The organism is Pseudomonas sp. GM24, assembly GCF_000282235.1.
Taxonomy (GTDB): Bacteria; Pseudomonadota; Gammaproteobacteria; order Pseudomonadales; family Pseudomonadaceae; genus Aquipseudomonas.
Map to the genome: position 1 here is coordinate 6,415 of NZ_AKJR01000394.1, position 13,478 is coordinate 19,892.

The 13,478-nt window shown below is 57.0% G+C and carries 14 protein-coding genes; 8 read left to right on the forward strand and 6 right to left on the reverse strand.

The features are described from left to right. Nucleotides 1-18: 18 nt before the first annotated feature. The 3 genes from PMI23_RS28945 to PMI23_RS28955 all read right to left on the reverse strand — a co-directional run bounded on the left by PMI23_RS28945 (nucleotide 19) and on the right by PMI23_RS28955 (nucleotide 4,073). Nucleotides 19-1,245: a 3-hydroxyacyl-CoA dehydrogenase gene (locus tag PMI23_RS28945; protein WP_042705072.1), complete on the reverse strand. Its 1,227-nt coding sequence runs from the start codon at nucleotides 1,243-1,245 to the stop codon at nucleotides 19-21. 213 nt (nucleotides 1,246-1,458) lie between these two features. Then, on the reverse strand, nucleotides 1,459-3,387 hold the full coding sequence (locus PMI23_RS28950) for a RecQ family ATP-dependent DNA helicase (protein ID WP_007917952.1): 1,929 nt from the start codon (nucleotides 3,385-3,387) through the stop codon (nucleotides 1,459-1,461). Nucleotides 3,388-3,569: 182 nt separating this feature from the next. Next, complete coding sequence (locus PMI23_RS28955; protein ID WP_007917950.1) at nucleotides 3,570-4,073, reverse strand: hypothetical protein; 504 nt, start codon at nucleotides 4,071-4,073, stop codon at nucleotides 3,570-3,572. A 303-nt stretch (nucleotides 4,074-4,376) separates the two neighbouring features. Between PMI23_RS28955 and PMI23_RS28960 the strand changes: the two genes are divergently transcribed. The 5 genes from PMI23_RS28960 to PMI23_RS28975 all read left to right on the forward strand — a co-directional run bounded on the left by PMI23_RS28960 (nucleotide 4,377) and on the right by PMI23_RS28975 (nucleotide 7,593). Further along, nucleotides 4,377-4,652, forward strand: a complete 276-nt coding sequence (locus PMI23_RS28960) for a hypothetical protein (RefSeq protein WP_007917948.1) — start codon at nucleotides 4,377-4,379, stop codon at nucleotides 4,650-4,652. 94 nt (nucleotides 4,653-4,746) lie between these two features. Next, nucleotides 4,747-5,889 (forward strand): hypothetical protein, encoded by a 1,143-nt coding sequence (locus tag PMI23_RS28965; RefSeq protein WP_007917947.1) that lies wholly within the window; start codon nucleotides 4,747-4,749, stop codon nucleotides 5,887-5,889. A gap of 342 nt (nucleotides 5,890-6,231) precedes the next feature. Further along, complete coding sequence (locus PMI23_RS28970; protein ID WP_007917945.1) at nucleotides 6,232-6,531, forward strand: hypothetical protein; 300 nt, start codon at nucleotides 6,232-6,234, stop codon at nucleotides 6,529-6,531. Between the two features lie 292 nt (nucleotides 6,532-6,823). After that, nucleotides 6,824-6,994: a YhfG family protein gene (locus PMI23_RS29640; RefSeq protein WP_007917944.1), complete on the forward strand. Its 171-nt coding sequence runs from the start codon at nucleotides 6,824-6,826 to the stop codon at nucleotides 6,992-6,994. Further along, nucleotides 6,994-7,593 carry a Fic/DOC family protein gene (locus PMI23_RS28975; RefSeq protein WP_007917943.1) on the forward strand — a complete coding sequence of 200 codons (600 nt, stop codon included), beginning with the start codon at nucleotides 6,994-6,996 and terminating at the stop codon, nucleotides 7,591-7,593. The genes PMI23_RS29640 and PMI23_RS28975 overlap by 1 nt, the downstream gene beginning before the upstream one ends. A gap of 118 nt (nucleotides 7,594-7,711) precedes the next feature. Here PMI23_RS28975 and PMI23_RS28980 read toward each other — a convergent pair whose 3' ends face one another. Continuing rightward, nucleotides 7,712-9,253: a phosphoenolpyruvate carboxykinase gene (locus PMI23_RS28980; RefSeq protein WP_007917942.1), complete on the reverse strand. Its 1,542-nt coding sequence runs from the start codon at nucleotides 9,251-9,253 to the stop codon at nucleotides 7,712-7,714. A 181-nt stretch (nucleotides 9,254-9,434) separates the two neighbouring features. Next, nucleotides 9,435-10,337, reverse strand: coding sequence for an Hsp33 family molecular chaperone HslO (gene hslO, locus PMI23_RS28985; protein ID WP_007917941.1), 903 nt, complete (start codon nucleotides 10,335-10,337; stop codon nucleotides 9,435-9,437). Nucleotides 10,338-10,442: 105 nt separating this feature from the next. Here hslO and PMI23_RS28990 point away from each other — a divergent pair, with 105 nt between their 5' ends. Next, nucleotides 10,443-11,243: a phosphatase PAP2 family protein gene (locus PMI23_RS28990; protein ID WP_007917940.1), complete on the forward strand. Its 801-nt coding sequence runs from the start codon at nucleotides 10,443-10,445 to the stop codon at nucleotides 11,241-11,243. A 121-nt stretch (nucleotides 11,244-11,364) separates the two neighbouring features. Here the strand turns inward: PMI23_RS28990 and PMI23_RS28995 are convergent, their stop codons facing one another. Next, a complete protein-coding gene (locus PMI23_RS28995; RefSeq protein ID WP_007917939.1) occupies nucleotides 11,365-11,772 on the reverse strand; it encodes an RNA-binding S4 domain-containing protein in 408 nt (135 codons plus the stop codon). Nucleotides 11,773-11,990: 218 nt separating this feature from the next. Between PMI23_RS28995 and rimB the strand changes: the two genes are divergently transcribed. Next, nucleotides 11,991-12,470, forward strand: coding sequence for a retropepsin-like aspartic endopeptidase RimB (gene rimB, locus PMI23_RS29000; RefSeq protein WP_007917936.1), 480 nt, complete (start codon nucleotides 11,991-11,993; stop codon nucleotides 12,468-12,470). Beyond that, the gene (gene rimK, locus PMI23_RS29005; protein WP_007949201.1) at nucleotides 12,467-13,372 is read left to right on the forward strand and encodes a 30S ribosomal protein S6--L-glutamate ligase; all 906 of its coding nucleotides are present in this window, start codon (nucleotides 12,467-12,469) and stop codon (nucleotides 13,370-13,372) included. The genes rimB and rimK overlap by 4 nt, the downstream gene beginning before the upstream one ends. The last annotated feature ends 106 nt before the right edge of the window (nucleotides 13,373-13,478 follow it).

Here is a 13,478-nt window from a genome sequence, read left to right on the forward strand (position 1 = left end):
AAGATTTTGACTTCAACACTAATCCTGAGCAAACCGCCTACCCTGCGCCGCCAACTCACCAATCAACCGCGCCGGTTTCCACTGATCGCCCTGCCGCGTCTCCAGCGCCAGCAAGCGCTGATGAATATCCGCCAGCCCCTGCTGATCCGCCCAGGCCATCGGCCCGCCCTTGTCCGCCGGGAAGCCGTAGCCGTTCAGGTACACCAGATCGATGTCGTGTGCAGACTCGGCAATGCCCTCCTGCAAAATCTTCGCACCCTCGTTGACCAATGCCAGAAGACTGCGCTCCAGGATCTCCTCAGGACCGATCTCGCGGCGCTGGAAGCCCAACCCTTCGCTGACCTGCAATACCAGCGCATCGACCTCAGGATCGTGCTCGGCCTGACGACTGCCCGGCTCGTAATGGTAATAACCGTTGCCAGACTTCTGGCCAAACCGGCCCATCTCGCACAAGCGGTTGTCCACCTGAACCTCTGGCGCATCCTGGCCCTTGCCGGCCAATTCGCGCGCACGCCACTCCAGATCGATGCCGACCACGTCGTACATGCGAAACGGTCCCATGGCAAAACCGAAACCTTGCAGTGCCGCGTCGACCTGCTGTGGATAAGCGCCTTCGAGCAGCATCTTGCGCGCCTCCAGGACATACGGATGCAACATGCGATTGCCGATAAAGCCGTGGCAGTTGCCCGACACCACACTGACCTTGCCCATGCGTTTGCCCAGCGCCAGCGCCGCTTCCAGCACCGCCGCGGAAGTCTGCGCACCGCGAACGATTTCCAGCAATTTCATGATGTGCGCCGGGCTGAAGAAATGCAGACCCAGCACCTGCTCCGGACGCCTTGTCGCCGCAGCAATCGCATCGATATCCAGCGCCGATGTATTGCTCGCCAACAGTGCTTCAGGCTTGAGCAAGCCATCCAGCTCACGAAAGATCTTCTGCTTCAGCTCAAGATTTTCGTACACCGCCTCGATCACCAGATCGACATTGCGAATCGCCGGGTAATCCGCCGCCGCACTGACCCGAGCGATACGTGCATCCGCTTCGGCCTGATCAATCCGGCCCTGGCGCACGTTGTGTGCATAAGTCTCGGCCACTGTGGCGAGCGCCTGTTCAAGCATCTGTGGATTGTTATCCACCCACTGCACGTTCACGCCGGCATTGGCCAGACACATGACAATGCCCCGGCCCATGGTGCCCGCACCGATCACTGCGGCCTGCTGAATATCGAAGGATGTCTGGCTCATGTTGTTCTCTTGTTGGCGATCCAAAGACAGACCTCAACCATAGTCAGCCAACGACAGTTTTTGAAGTTTATTACCGTGATGATCGACATTCAGCGGATGGATAGAGCCCCCGCCTTGATGACACTTAATGTAGGAGCTGCCGAAGGCTGCGATCTTTTGATCTTGAACAAATCAACATCAAAAGATCGCAGCCTTCGGCAGCTCCTACAACGATCAGAGGTGCTCTTGCGCCCAGCTGCGGACTTCGGCGTAGGGATATTCTTCCAATACCGCAAACCCGGGAATCGCACGCGCCTTGAGCTTGGTGAACAGCGGCACGCTGATCCCGCACAGAAACCTCGTCAGCCGCTCAGCCGTTGGAATCACCCCAGTGTGCTGCTCGTGCCTGTGGATAAAATCGCCACATAACGCCGCAAAGTTTTTATCCACAAGCGCTGGCAACTCCGGTGGCGCCGGCAACCGCGCAACCTGGCCGTGACACACTGAACAATGCCCACACTGCTCGGGCGCATTGTGATCACCGAAATACTCGGCCAAGCGATAGCCCAGGCAGCGCTCGCTGGCGAAGACTTCAAGCATCGTGTGGATGCGCGCCACTTCGGCCTGCTCATGCCGGGTGAAATAGTCATGCAACTCAGCGCTCAGGGCATCGCTGTCAAAGTCACTATTCAGCAGGCTATAGACCTCGGTCATCTGCTTGCTTTCCAGCTCGACCCAGCCCTTCTCCTGAAAATAATCCAGCGCCTTCACCACTCGATTGCGCTCGGCGGAATACTGCGAGTACATCGCCTCGAAATTCACCGTGGCCCAGGTGCGTGCGCGCGCCGAGGTCTGAATGATCGCAGCGACGAAATCCCTGCGTTCACCTTCGAAGCGCTCAAGCAGCGCTTCGGGTTCCAGCAGGTATTTGAAACGGTATTCGGCGTAGTAGGCGTAGCGCGGCGCAATCAAGCCGCGCAGTTCCAGTTGCACCAGCAATGTCTTCAGCGGAAGTGAGCGAATATTGCTCTGATCCGCCAATGGCCCAAGCAGAAACTCCCACTGCCCTTCCGGCACCGAAGCTTTCAGTTCGTCGAGCACATAACGAATGCCGTCACGCTCCGGCGTATCACCGTAGACGAAGTTTTCCAGCACATTGAGGCTGTCGCGATTGGCTAATACCAGACAGTCCGACGGCTGCCCGTCACGCCCGGCGCGGCCGATTTCCTGGCTGTAGTTTTCGATGGATTTCGGCAGGTCGAAGTGCACGACATTGCGGATGTCACTTTTGTCGATGCCCATGCCGAACGCGATGGTCGCGACGATGCAATTGGATTGCCCGGCCATGAAGCGTTTCTGGATAGCTTCGCGTTTGTCGTGGGCTAAACCGGCGTGATACGCCTCGGCCTGAATGCCGTTGCGCTCAAGGTGTTCGGCGATGTGCTCAGCAGTCTTCTGCAAGGTCACATAGACGATGCTTGGCTGCCCCGGCCGCTCGGCCATCCACTCCACCAGACGCCGGCGCTTGTCCTGGCCACGTACCGGTTCCACCAGTAGATTGAGGTTGGGCCGATAGAAACCGGTGGTCACCACATCGTCAGCGGCGATAGCGAATTTGGCCTGCATGTCGGCGATGACTTTCGGCGTTGCGGTGGCTGTCAGCAGCAAAGTTTGCGGGATGTTGAACTGGCGCTGATAGTCCGGCAGCTTCAGGTAGTCGGGGCGGAAGTTGTGGCCCCACTCCGAGATGCAATGCGCCTCGTCCACCACCAGTAACGAGATCGGCACCTGCTGCAGAAAGTTGCGGAAGCGCTCGTTTTTCAAGCGCTCCACCGAGATCATCAGAATCTTCAATTCACCCGAACGGGCGCGAGCCATCACGTCATTGGCATCATCGCGACTCTGCGCCGAATCGATGCTGCCCGCCGAGATACCGTGACGTTGTAAAAAGGCCAGTTGATCCTGCATCAACGCCAGCAACGGCGAGACCACCAATGTCAGATGCGGCAGCATCAGCGCCGGCAATTGATAGCAAATCGACTTGCCGGAACCGGTGGGGAAAATCGCCGCCGCCGAGCGCCCGGCCAGCACCGCACTGATCGCGGTTTCTTGACCGGGTCGAAACTGTGGAAAACCAAAAACCTGTTCCAGGGTGTTGTGCATTCGCTGTCACTCCATTGACTGCTGCCATGCCAACAGCCTAGCGGGCGATCGCAGCGAGTCGAGAAAAGGTCGGGGCCAAATCGATTCGGAATGATACAGCGGATGTCACGAACACCGTGGCACTCTGTGGGAGCGAGCCTGCTCGCGAAGAGGCCAGTCGCCACATCACAAAGCTTAAAAAATCAGGGACGCAACACCGCCACCCGCAACTGCTCATTCAGCATCTGCTCATGCACGCCCTGACTTTTGCTCGCCCACAACGCATGGGCCGGGCTGATGTCGCCGGTAAACGCTGCCGCCAACTGACGCAAGTCAGCGACGCTGCGCACACGCGGGCAAAACGGTTGCTCATCACAGTTCTGGCTGGCGTTGCGATAGGTGCTCAGCAATCCCTCCCAGAGGCCGTCGCGCACGTGGCGAATCGACTTCAGTTGCACGTGGGGCACACCGAGTCGCTGCTCAAGCCCTTCCTCATCCAGCGCCTCGCTGGCCAGCAGGGCTTTAGCGAACATCAACACCTCACCGCGTGAAGCCGTGTCCATGTTCGCCTGGCTGATAAGGGCCTCCGGCCAGTCGGTGCGATCGAGGCGATCCAGCACCCATGCATTGCCAACTTCAGAGGCCATGGCCAAACGGCAAGTGCCCAGCCCGAGCAATAAAATTGCGGCCATTCGTAGCCAGTGCATACCTAATTCCCTTTAAGCGCGTGTCAGACGTTTGGAAACGCCCTACAGATTCTGGCGCGCACGATACAGCGGTTTACCGCGAATCGCCTGACAATCACGTAGGAATTATTACGCCTAAGGGTTTTGGCCTGAAAAAGCTGCGAAAACACGTAGGGCATTTCCTCAAAACACGGAAAAACCCCTACGAATACTGTCCATTGCAGCTGTCTTGTCCCACAGAGAAACGCCCTTCTATAGTGGCCGGCGCGGCTGCAAACCCGCTGCCGGCCCGCCCCAGCGCCTTCGAACAGGACACGCCTCACCATGATCAACCGCTATCGCCCCCTCAAGACCTGCTACAGCGAAAACCCGGTACTGCTTATCGACAGCCACTCAAGCCAGACGGATCTGATCAATGCCGCCGATCAGCGTTTACGGGCGGCCGGGGATTTGCTGGAAACGCTCTACTGCTTATGTTTCAAGCAGGCAGACGTGAAAGATATTCCCAACATCGTCAATGCACTTTATCTGTTGGTGCAGGATGGCTGCGACTTACTTGAAGTTGCCAAACAAAAACCACCGCAAACAACATACAACTGAACCACACTACAAATACGGAAACACCACCACGCTTTATTTATACATGCAACTGACACTAACTTGTTCGCTCTTACAACTAAACGAGAGCAACACCATGACAGTTTTAACCATATTTTTTTGCGGCACCGGATCCAACAAGTTTGACACTACCCATGAAAACTTCTGGGACGGCGAACTGGTTTCCACACTGGCATCCAACCATACCGGCCGGGAATTCGCCGAGTGGATCGTGGTCGACGGCCCTGGCAGTGGCAACCTGCAAGCCGACGATCTGTTCACCAAGACCGAGGAGTACGGTCTTACCGGCACGCTGTTTGGCAAAGGCTGGGAGGAAAACGTGCGGCATGCCATCAATATCATCAAGGGCAAATGCGACTGGCAGCGCGAACAACTCACCGAGGCCGAATACAACCGCCTTAAAGCGGCTGGCATTCCTATTGAGGATGTAAAAATCGAAGGTTCGTGGCTCTGGCGTAAATATAATTATGGCGATCGCTGCGTGACCCAACAGAAGTTACAGGAGCAGATCATCAAGACGTTTCGCAAGGATGGCGTTATTCCCACTCAGGTCAATCTGGTGGGCTGGAGTCGCGGCGGCATAAGTTGCCACATGCTGGCCAATGCGATGTTAAATGATCGAGAGCTGAACAATATTCCGGTGAATATATTTGCTCTTGATCCAGTACCGGGAATCGGCAACTTCCAGGATCAGCGCGTAAAACTTGGCGCCAACGTCAAAGAATATGTTGCGTTCTATGCCCGTGATGAACGTTCCAAAGGTTTCAGCTGTGTGATCCCGCAGACCGCCACCGGCACCAAAACCAGCGTCTACCCCATGGCCGGCCGTCACGCGACCATGGCCGGCAACGCCACAGCTGACGGTGGCGTGCCCACCAACAGCGGCGACCTGAAAACGCTGGTCGAGCCTGGCCGCATCGTTCGTCACCTCGCCGAAACCTGCCTCAAGCGCTGGGGCGTGCAACTGAACAAAACCCTGAACCTGAGCGAAACAGATCTGCTGCGCCTGACTGGCGCCATCGTCGCCGACGAATCGCGCTACAAGCAGATGCACAGCGTTTCCTACACCTACTTCACCGAACTGGATCAAGGTGAGCGCTACGTTTCGCTGGGTAGCAAAGGCGTGCCGTTTTCGGCGGTGAAGGGTTCGATCTACGCGCCGGCAACGGGGCTGACGACGAGTTTGTTGGATGTTTCTGCGTATAAACACCTGCGTTGAAAAAAGATGAAGCGTTGGTAGGAACGTCTGATGAAATCTTCGTCCCGTTCCTACGCAACCAGACGCTTTGTCGCCTATCGCCACTTGAGGGCGCGAACCTATAGTCGTGGCTGTCGCTAAGCAATCAGCGGCTCAGGTTTGGTCACCTGAAAACAGAGATAACTGATGCATGCCCTTGTATGCTGCCAGCACATTCTGTCGGCACGCTTTTTATGGCGGCTGTGTTTGGGACGCTTCGGCGTACCGGGTTATCTCTGCCGGTTTGACCAACTTGAACACAGCCCGCCTCCACCGCTTGGTCACGGTAGCAGCGGTTTTTCGATACCTTCAGAGATATCTAAAATGAAAACATGGAATCAGTTTCTTACCGAACGCTACCGCCCACTAGAATCCAATCTCACAGACACCAAGCCTCTGCTCATCGACACCGAGGCCAACCCGCAAGACATCCTCGAATGCGCCGTACAGCGCCTGCGCGCTTCAAGCGACCTGCTAAAAACCCTCTACTGCCTCAACTTCAAACAAGCCGACGTCGAAGACATACCCCACATCACCCACGCCCTCTATCTGCTGACGCAGGACGGCTGCGACCTGCTGCAGGTTGCGCAGCAGCGGATGCTCAACTGGAAGGCTCCAGCCTGAAATCGAGTGATCGTATCGCTCTTATGCACTCTGTGAGAGCGATCAAAAAACGGTAATCAACCATGGGAGCAACCATAAGCAAATTCTTTGATGAGCTGATGGAAAGCGTGCGAGAAATGGACGAAATTCTGCGTGGTGAATGTGCACCATCGCGTATATCCAAGGCTGGCAAAATGATTCAAAAAAACCAACAGACTCTCGATGAACAGCCTCGCTTTAAGGATCGAAAATCCCGACCTATCACTCCACACGATTGCGCTACACTGGAGTCCTGCACCAAGAGGCCTATGAAATGAGCGAATTGACGTTCCAGCAGAAGCAGGCTTATTACGACAAAGTACGCCGGTCAAACTATCTGGCGAGCTTACGTCTGGAAGGTTTCGATACCAGCCGTGCCGATGCCGAGAAACCGCTTCCATCAAGGGAATCGGTCATTGAAAAATATCGTCAGACTGCACGTTAATGACGGACAAATATGGGGTCGGACAAGACCCCTATTGCTACCCTCATAGTGATGTTCTGCGTAACTTGCTCGACATCCATTCTGAAGAAGAACTGCAAAATGCAGAGCGAGAGCTCTCGGAAATCGCGATCAGTCGATTTCGTCTTCTCCCCCCTCCTTATGATTTAAGTGTCCTGCAGCACGCCCATAAAACTCTTTTTTGCGATGTTTACGATTGGGCCGGGCAGTTGCGTACCGTTAACATCAAAAAGGGACAACCATTTTTCTGCACTGCAGAGCGAATTCTTCCAGAAGCGCAAAAAATCTTTAGCGTGATGGAGCGCTCGGCGTGGTTCGCGGGAATGGGCAAACCAGAACTTGTGGTGAACATCGCTGAGGCTTATGGCGATTTGAATGTCATCCATCCTTTTCGCGAAGGTAATGGCCGAGCGCAACGCCTATTATTTGAACAAATCATTATTAACGCAGGCTTCCCAGTCGATTGGTGGCTGGTTAAAGATGACGCTTGGGTCCCAGCAAACATTGATGCTGTGTCATGTGATTATCGGGGGCTAGTGGCGATCTTTGACCGCTGCATTGGCGAAAAGCTGGCTCTTTAAGTGGCAGTATTCTGGTAGTTAAGGCCATTTTCTGCGGGAATATTGCCAGTTAGTCTTGTTTTCGCCCACAAAAAAGCCGCCCCTAAAGGGCGGCTTTTTCATTCACAACAAACCAATCTTACAACTTCGGCCCTGCAGCCTTGATCGCGTCGCTCACTTCGAACTTCTTGAAGTTCTCGATGAACAGACCGGCCAGTGCTTTCGCAGCCTCGTCGTACGCAGCCTTGTCAGCCCAGGTGTTGCGTGGGTTGAGCAGGTTGGTTTCAACGCCCGGTACGGCCAGTGGCACGTCAAGGTTGATAGTGTCGAGGTGTTCAGTGGCTGCACCGATCAGCGCGCCGCTCTGGATCGCTGCGATCACTGCGCGGGTGGTCGGGATGTTGAAGCGTTTGCCGACGCCGTAGCCGCCGCCGGTCCAGCCGGTGTTGACCAGGTAGACCTTGGAGCCGAAGCCGCGGATGCGCTTGATCAGCAGCTCGGCGTATTCGCCAGCCGGACGCGGGAAGAACGGTGCGCCGAAGCAGGTGGAGAAGGTCGACTTGATGCCGCTGCCCGAACCCATTTCAGTCGAGCCCACCAGCGCGGTGTAGCCGGACAGGAAGTGGTAGGCCGCTTGTTCTTCGTTGAGAATCGACACTGGCGGCAGTACGCCGGTCAGGTCGCAGGTCAGGAAGATTACAGCGTTTGGCTCGCCACCGAGGTTGTGCTCGGAACGCTTGGCTACGTGCTCCAGCGGGTACGCGGCGCGGCTGTTCTGGGTCAGGCTGACATCGGCGTAGTCGGCGTGCTTGGCGTCGTCGATCACGACGTTTTCCAGCACCGCGCCGTGCTTGATGGCTTTCCAGATAACCGGCTCGTTCTTCTCGGAGAGGTCAATGCACTTGGCATAGCAACCGCCTTCGATGTTGAACACCACGCCTTCACCCCAGCCGTGTTCGTCGTCACCGATCAGGTAACGGCTTTCGTCGGCCGACAGGGTGGTTTTACCGGTGCCCGACAGACCGAAGAACAGGGTCACGTCGCCTTCTTCGCCGATGTTGGCAGCGCAGTGCATTGGCAGCACGTCAGCGGCCGGCAGCAGGAAGTTCTGCACGGAGAACATGGCTTTCTTCATCTCACCGGCGTAACGCATGCCGGCGATCAGCACTTTCTTCTGTGCGAAGTTGAGGATCACGCAACCGTCGGAGTTGGTGCCGTCACGCTCAGGCACGCACTCGAAGTTGGCCACGTTGAGCACTTGCCACTCTTCACGACCGGCCGGGTTGTACTGGGCCGGGTTGATGAACAGGCAACGACCGAACAGATTCTGCCAGGCAGTCTGGGTGGTCATTTTCACGGCCAGGTAGTGATCTTCCGCCGCGCCTACATGCACGTGGGACACAAAGTGCTCTTGCGCGTTGTTGAATGCTTCTACGCGAGCCCACAGCGCGTCGAACTTGTCGGCCGGGAACTTGCGGTTGATCGGGCCCCAGGCAATAGCGGCCTGGGTGGAAGGCTCTTCAACGATGAAACGGTCAACAGGCGAACGACCGGTGCGGTGACCAGTGCGAACAACCAGAGCGCCGGTATCGGCAAGCTCGCCCTCACCGCGGTTCAGGGCTTCTTTTACCAGATCATCAACACTCAGATCGGTGTACACGGCGTTATTGGCTTGCGTCATGAGGTTCCCCGTCGGCCAGTGGCCGAGTGTGCTCCAAACGTTTTGTAGTAGAAAGTCGTGCACTACTACCGCGAAAAAAGTGGGCCGGATTATGCCAGAAAAGCCCAAAAAGAGTAGGGTCCTCCCGTCGTAACGGCGAAATTCCGTCGTTACGCAGTGAATTTACCTGCGCTGAACCGTTTTAGTGCCGGGTATCTGACGGCGTGTCGACGCCTGCGCCAGCGAACAATTGAGCAACATCCGTGGCATCGAACAGGTAGCGCTCGTTACAGAACTGGCAATCAACCTCGATGTTGCCACCGTGTTCGACCACCAATTGCTGCGCATCTTCCAGACCCAGACTGACCAACGCATTGCCGGAGCGTTCCCGCGAGCAACTGCAACGGAAGCGCAGTTTCTGCACATCGAACAGACGAACCTGCTCTTCGTGGTAGAGGCGATGCAGTACGGTTTCGTTGTCCAGGCTGAGCAATTCATCGGCGGTCAGGGTGGTGGCCAGTGCGGTGATGTGCTGCCAGCTGGCGGCGCGATCTTCTTCGTCTTTCAGACGATCAGCCGGCAGTTGCTGCAGCAGCAGGCCGCGAGCGCGACGACCGTCGGCAAACAGCTTGAAGCGGGTGCCGACCTGTTGCGACATGACGAAATAGTTGGTGAAGCAATCGGACAGGGTTTCGCCGTCGAGATCGACAATGCCCTGATAGCGCTGGCCGACAGTCGGGTCGACGGTCAACGCCAGAACGCCATTGGGCATCAGATCGGCGAGGGTAGCGTCCGCAGCAATCTGGTCAGCGTGATAACGCGCCAGACCACGGATGTCGCGCTCGCTGGAGCACTCGATCATCAGCATCGGGATCGGGCCTTCGGAACGCGCCTGCAGAATCAGCAAGCCGTCGAACTTCAAGGTGCCCACCAGCAACGAGGCCGCCGCCATCAATTCGCCGAGCAGTTGTGCAACCGGCTCCGGGTACGGGTGCTTGGCGAGGACTTCGGCGTAGCTGCGTTCAAGTGCGACCAGCTCGCCGCGTGTGTCGCTGTCATCAAAGATGAAACGTTGGGTGAAATCGGTATCCGGTAGGTCGGTCATAATTTTGGGTATCTGAATGTGGTGACAAAATGGTTACAAGACGTGAAAATTTGCACTTCTTGGCACTCTTTTTGGTGCCGACTGCTCTGCCATGGGAGGCATTTTATGAACAATCCGGGTTTGTTCCAATCAAGGTGGAACCTCGGCCGGCTGGTTCTGTGCAACATAGTGCCATTAGCGCTACTGGCTTTCTGGTTATGGCCTACGGGTAACTCGCTGTGTGTGATTTTCGACGAGTGGCTGTTCCGCTCACTCAATGCACCACTGGCCAGCAACCCCATATGGCTCCACATCTGGGCAATTGCAAGTATGCGTCCGTTCGACATCGTCGTGGGCTTGATCCTGCTGACGCTGCTGATCAAGGGCGACTGGGTGTTCAAGGCGATTGACGTGCGCCGGGCTTTTTTCGGTTTTCTTTCGATCCTGCTATTGATGGTGGTGATTCGCGCACTGTTTTCCAAGTTCGCCGACCATATGGATTGGCAGCACAGCAGCCCGTCGATGATGCTTGAGGGAGCTGTGCACATCAGCGATTACTTCCCGAATCTGGAAAAAACCTGGGAAGTGAAGGATCGCTCGAGCCAGAGCTTTCCCGGTGACCACGCTTCGGTGTTGTTGATCTGGGCGCTGTTCATGGGCGTGTTCAGCCGTACGGCCGGCCAGTTCGTGACGATCTGGGGCCTGGCGCTGTTGTTCATGCTGCCGCGCCTGGTGGCCGGTGCGCATTGGGGTCAGGACGATTACATCGGCGGTGTGCTACTCGCGGTGTGGGCGTTGGGCTGGGGTTACTACACGCCGTTTGCATATCACGCCTCGAACTTCTGGCTGAAGGTGACGGCGCCGATTTTTGTGTTGCTGGGCAAGTTGCCGCTGGTTGCGCGGATGAGTGTGGTGCGTAGCGCCTGATACCGAGCGGTCTTCGGCGAGGGCTGCGCCCTCGATTCGCGAGCAGGCTTGCTCCCACATTAGAATGCAATCTCCTGTGGAAGTGAGCCTGCTCGCGAAGAGGCCAGCAGCAACAATGCGATTATTCGTCGTTACTACTGCCGCGAAACTTGAACAAATCCCGCCGCTGCTTCTTGCTCGGTTTGCCGTCGGTGCTCACGCCCAACGCCCCCGCCTTGCGCATTGCCGCAGCCGCTTCACGTTTGGCAATACTCGCCTCGGTCTCCGCATACAACGTCTGCGCTTCGGGTGCGCCGCGTCGAACAATCGACAACGCCTCGACCTTCACCGTACGCACTTCAAAGCCGGTACGAATCTCGAACTCATCGCCGATGCGTGGCTCTTTGCCAGGCTTGCAGCGCTCGCCGCGACAATGCACCTTGCCACTCTCGATCGCTGCTTTGGCCAAGGCACGGGTTTTGTAAAAACGCGCGGCCCACAGCCACTTGTCGAGACGGACCTTGTCGTCCTCTTCGCTTTTTTGTGCCATGGCATTTCCTCATTCTGAAATATTGATGAACTGTACTACCGTTTCACTCATGTCATGAATGACCGCGTCCCGGATTACAATGCGCGCGTTTCGGCGCCTGCTTCCGGGGCCGGAAATCCGGGCTGTAGAAATCTGTCGCCTTTTAACCCTTATTCTGCGTGAATACCGCGAATCCGGCCTCGTGCGGGCTGAAGCGGTTGTCACGGTTGAGCATTTTTTTGAAGACATTTGACCATTTGACCGTTGTCGGTCTGCGCGAGTGGGTGGCGCTCCCGGATTTGGGAGTTGCGGGCCTGCGAGCAAAAATCGACACCGGCGCCAGCACCTCCAGCCTGCATGCCACCGACATCGAGCCGTTCGAACGCGACGGCGAGAAGTGGGTGCGATTCACTGCGCACCTGGGCACGGTGGTGCAGTTGCGCCACCGCCGCTGCGAAGCCCCTCTGGTAACACGCAAAACCATCAAAAGCTCCAACGGCCATGCGCAGGTGCGCTACGTCATCAGCACTACCCTGGCCCTCGGTGATCGGGTCTGGCCGGTCGAGTTCACGCTCGCCTGCCGCAAGTCCATGCGCTATCGCCTGTTGCTCGGTTCCAAAGCCCTGATCGATGGCCAGTTGGTGGTCAATCCGGGCATCAAATATGTACAAGACAAGCCGGTGTTCCCGGTATCTACCTCTTCCACAGGTGTTGCATGAAGATCGCTGTGCTGTCGCGGAACCCGCGTCTGTATTCCACCCGCCGTCTGGTCGAAGCCGGAACCGAGCGCGGGCATGAAATGGTAGTGATCGACACCCTGCGCGCCTACATGAACATCGCCAGCCACAAGCCGCAGATCCACTATCGCGGCAAACCGCTGGAAGGCTTCGATGCGGTGATCCCGCGGATCGGTGCGTCGGTGACGTTTTATGGTTGCGCGGTGTTGCGCCAGTTCGAAATGATGGGGGTATTTCCGCTCAACGAGTCGGTGGCCATCGCCCGTTCGCGGGACAAGCTGCGTTCGCTGCAACTGCTGTCGCGGCGCGGCATCGGTCTGCCGGTGACGGGTTTTGCTCACTCGCCGGATGACATTCCCGATCTGATCGACATGGTCAACGGCGCGCCGCTGGTGATCAAGGTGCTGGAAGGCACCCAGGGCATCGGCGTGGTGCTGTGCGAAACCGCCACGGCAGCAGAATCGGTGATCGAGGCGTTCATGGGCCTGAAGCAGAACATCATGGTTCAGGAGTACATCAAGGAAGCCGGCGGTGCCGATATTCGTTGCTTCGTGGTCGGCGACAAAGTGATCGCGGCGATGAAGCGTCAGGCCAAACCGGGTGAGTTCCGCTCCAATCTGCATCGCGGCGGCAGCGCCAGCCTGATCAAAATCACCCCGGAAGAACGCATGACCGCGTTGCGCGCGGCCAAGGTCATGGGCCTGGCAGTGGCGGGTGTGGATATCCTGCGTTCCAATCACGGGCCGTTGGTGATGGAAGTGAATTCGTCGCCGGGGCTGGAAGGGATCGAGACCACCACCGGCAAGAATGTGGCGGGGATCATCATTGAGCATCTTGAGAAGAATGGCGGGCCGAATATGACTCGCACCAAAGGCAAGGGCTAAAAGCGAGCCCCTCACCCTAGCCCTCTCCCGAAGGGAGAGGGGACTGATTGGGGGATGCTTAAAAGATACGCCGACCTGATCCTGCTGTGCCGAATCCACAATCGCC

Coding starts and splice junctions, on each gene's coding strand:
- PMI23_RS29640 (WP_007917944.1), top strand. CDS start 6,824: ATGAGCGAATTGACGTTCCAGCAGAAGCAGGCTTATTACGACAAAGTA.
- PMI23_RS28990 (WP_007917940.1), top strand. CDS start 10,443: ATGAACAATCCGGGTTTGTTCCAATCAAGGTGGAACCTCGGCCGGCTG.
- rimK (WP_007949201.1), top strand. CDS start 12,467: ATGAAGATCGCTGTGCTGTCGCGGAACCCGCGTCTGTATTCCACCCGC.
- PMI23_RS28960 (WP_007917948.1), top strand. CDS start 4,377: ATGATCAACCGCTATCGCCCCCTCAAGACCTGCTACAGCGAAAACCCG.
- PMI23_RS28955 (WP_007917950.1), bottom strand. CDS start 4,073: ATGCACTGGCTACGAATGGCCGCAATTTTATTGCTCGGGCTGGGCACT.
- PMI23_RS28980 (WP_007917942.1), bottom strand. CDS start 9,253: ATGACGCAAGCCAATAACGCCGTGTACACCGATCTGAGTGTTGATGAT.
- PMI23_RS28950 (WP_007917952.1), bottom strand. CDS start 3,387: ATGCACAACACCCTGGAACAGGTTTTTGGTTTTCCACAGTTTCGACCC.
- PMI23_RS28995 (WP_007917939.1), bottom strand. CDS start 11,772: ATGGCACAAAAAAGCGAAGAGGACGACAAGGTCCGTCTCGACAAGTGG.
- PMI23_RS28965 (WP_007917947.1), top strand. CDS start 4,747: ATGACAGTTTTAACCATATTTTTTTGCGGCACCGGATCCAACAAGTTT.
- PMI23_RS28970 (WP_007917945.1), top strand. CDS start 6,232: ATGAAAACATGGAATCAGTTTCTTACCGAACGCTACCGCCCACTAGAA.
- PMI23_RS28975 (WP_007917943.1), top strand. CDS start 6,994: ATGACGGACAAATATGGGGTCGGACAAGACCCCTATTGCTACCCTCAT.
- PMI23_RS28945 (WP_042705072.1), bottom strand. CDS start 1,245: ATGAGCCAGACATCCTTCGATATTCAGCAGGCCGCAGTGATCGGTGCG.
- hslO (WP_007917941.1), bottom strand. CDS start 10,337: ATGACCGACCTACCGGATACCGATTTCACCCAACGTTTCATCTTTGAT.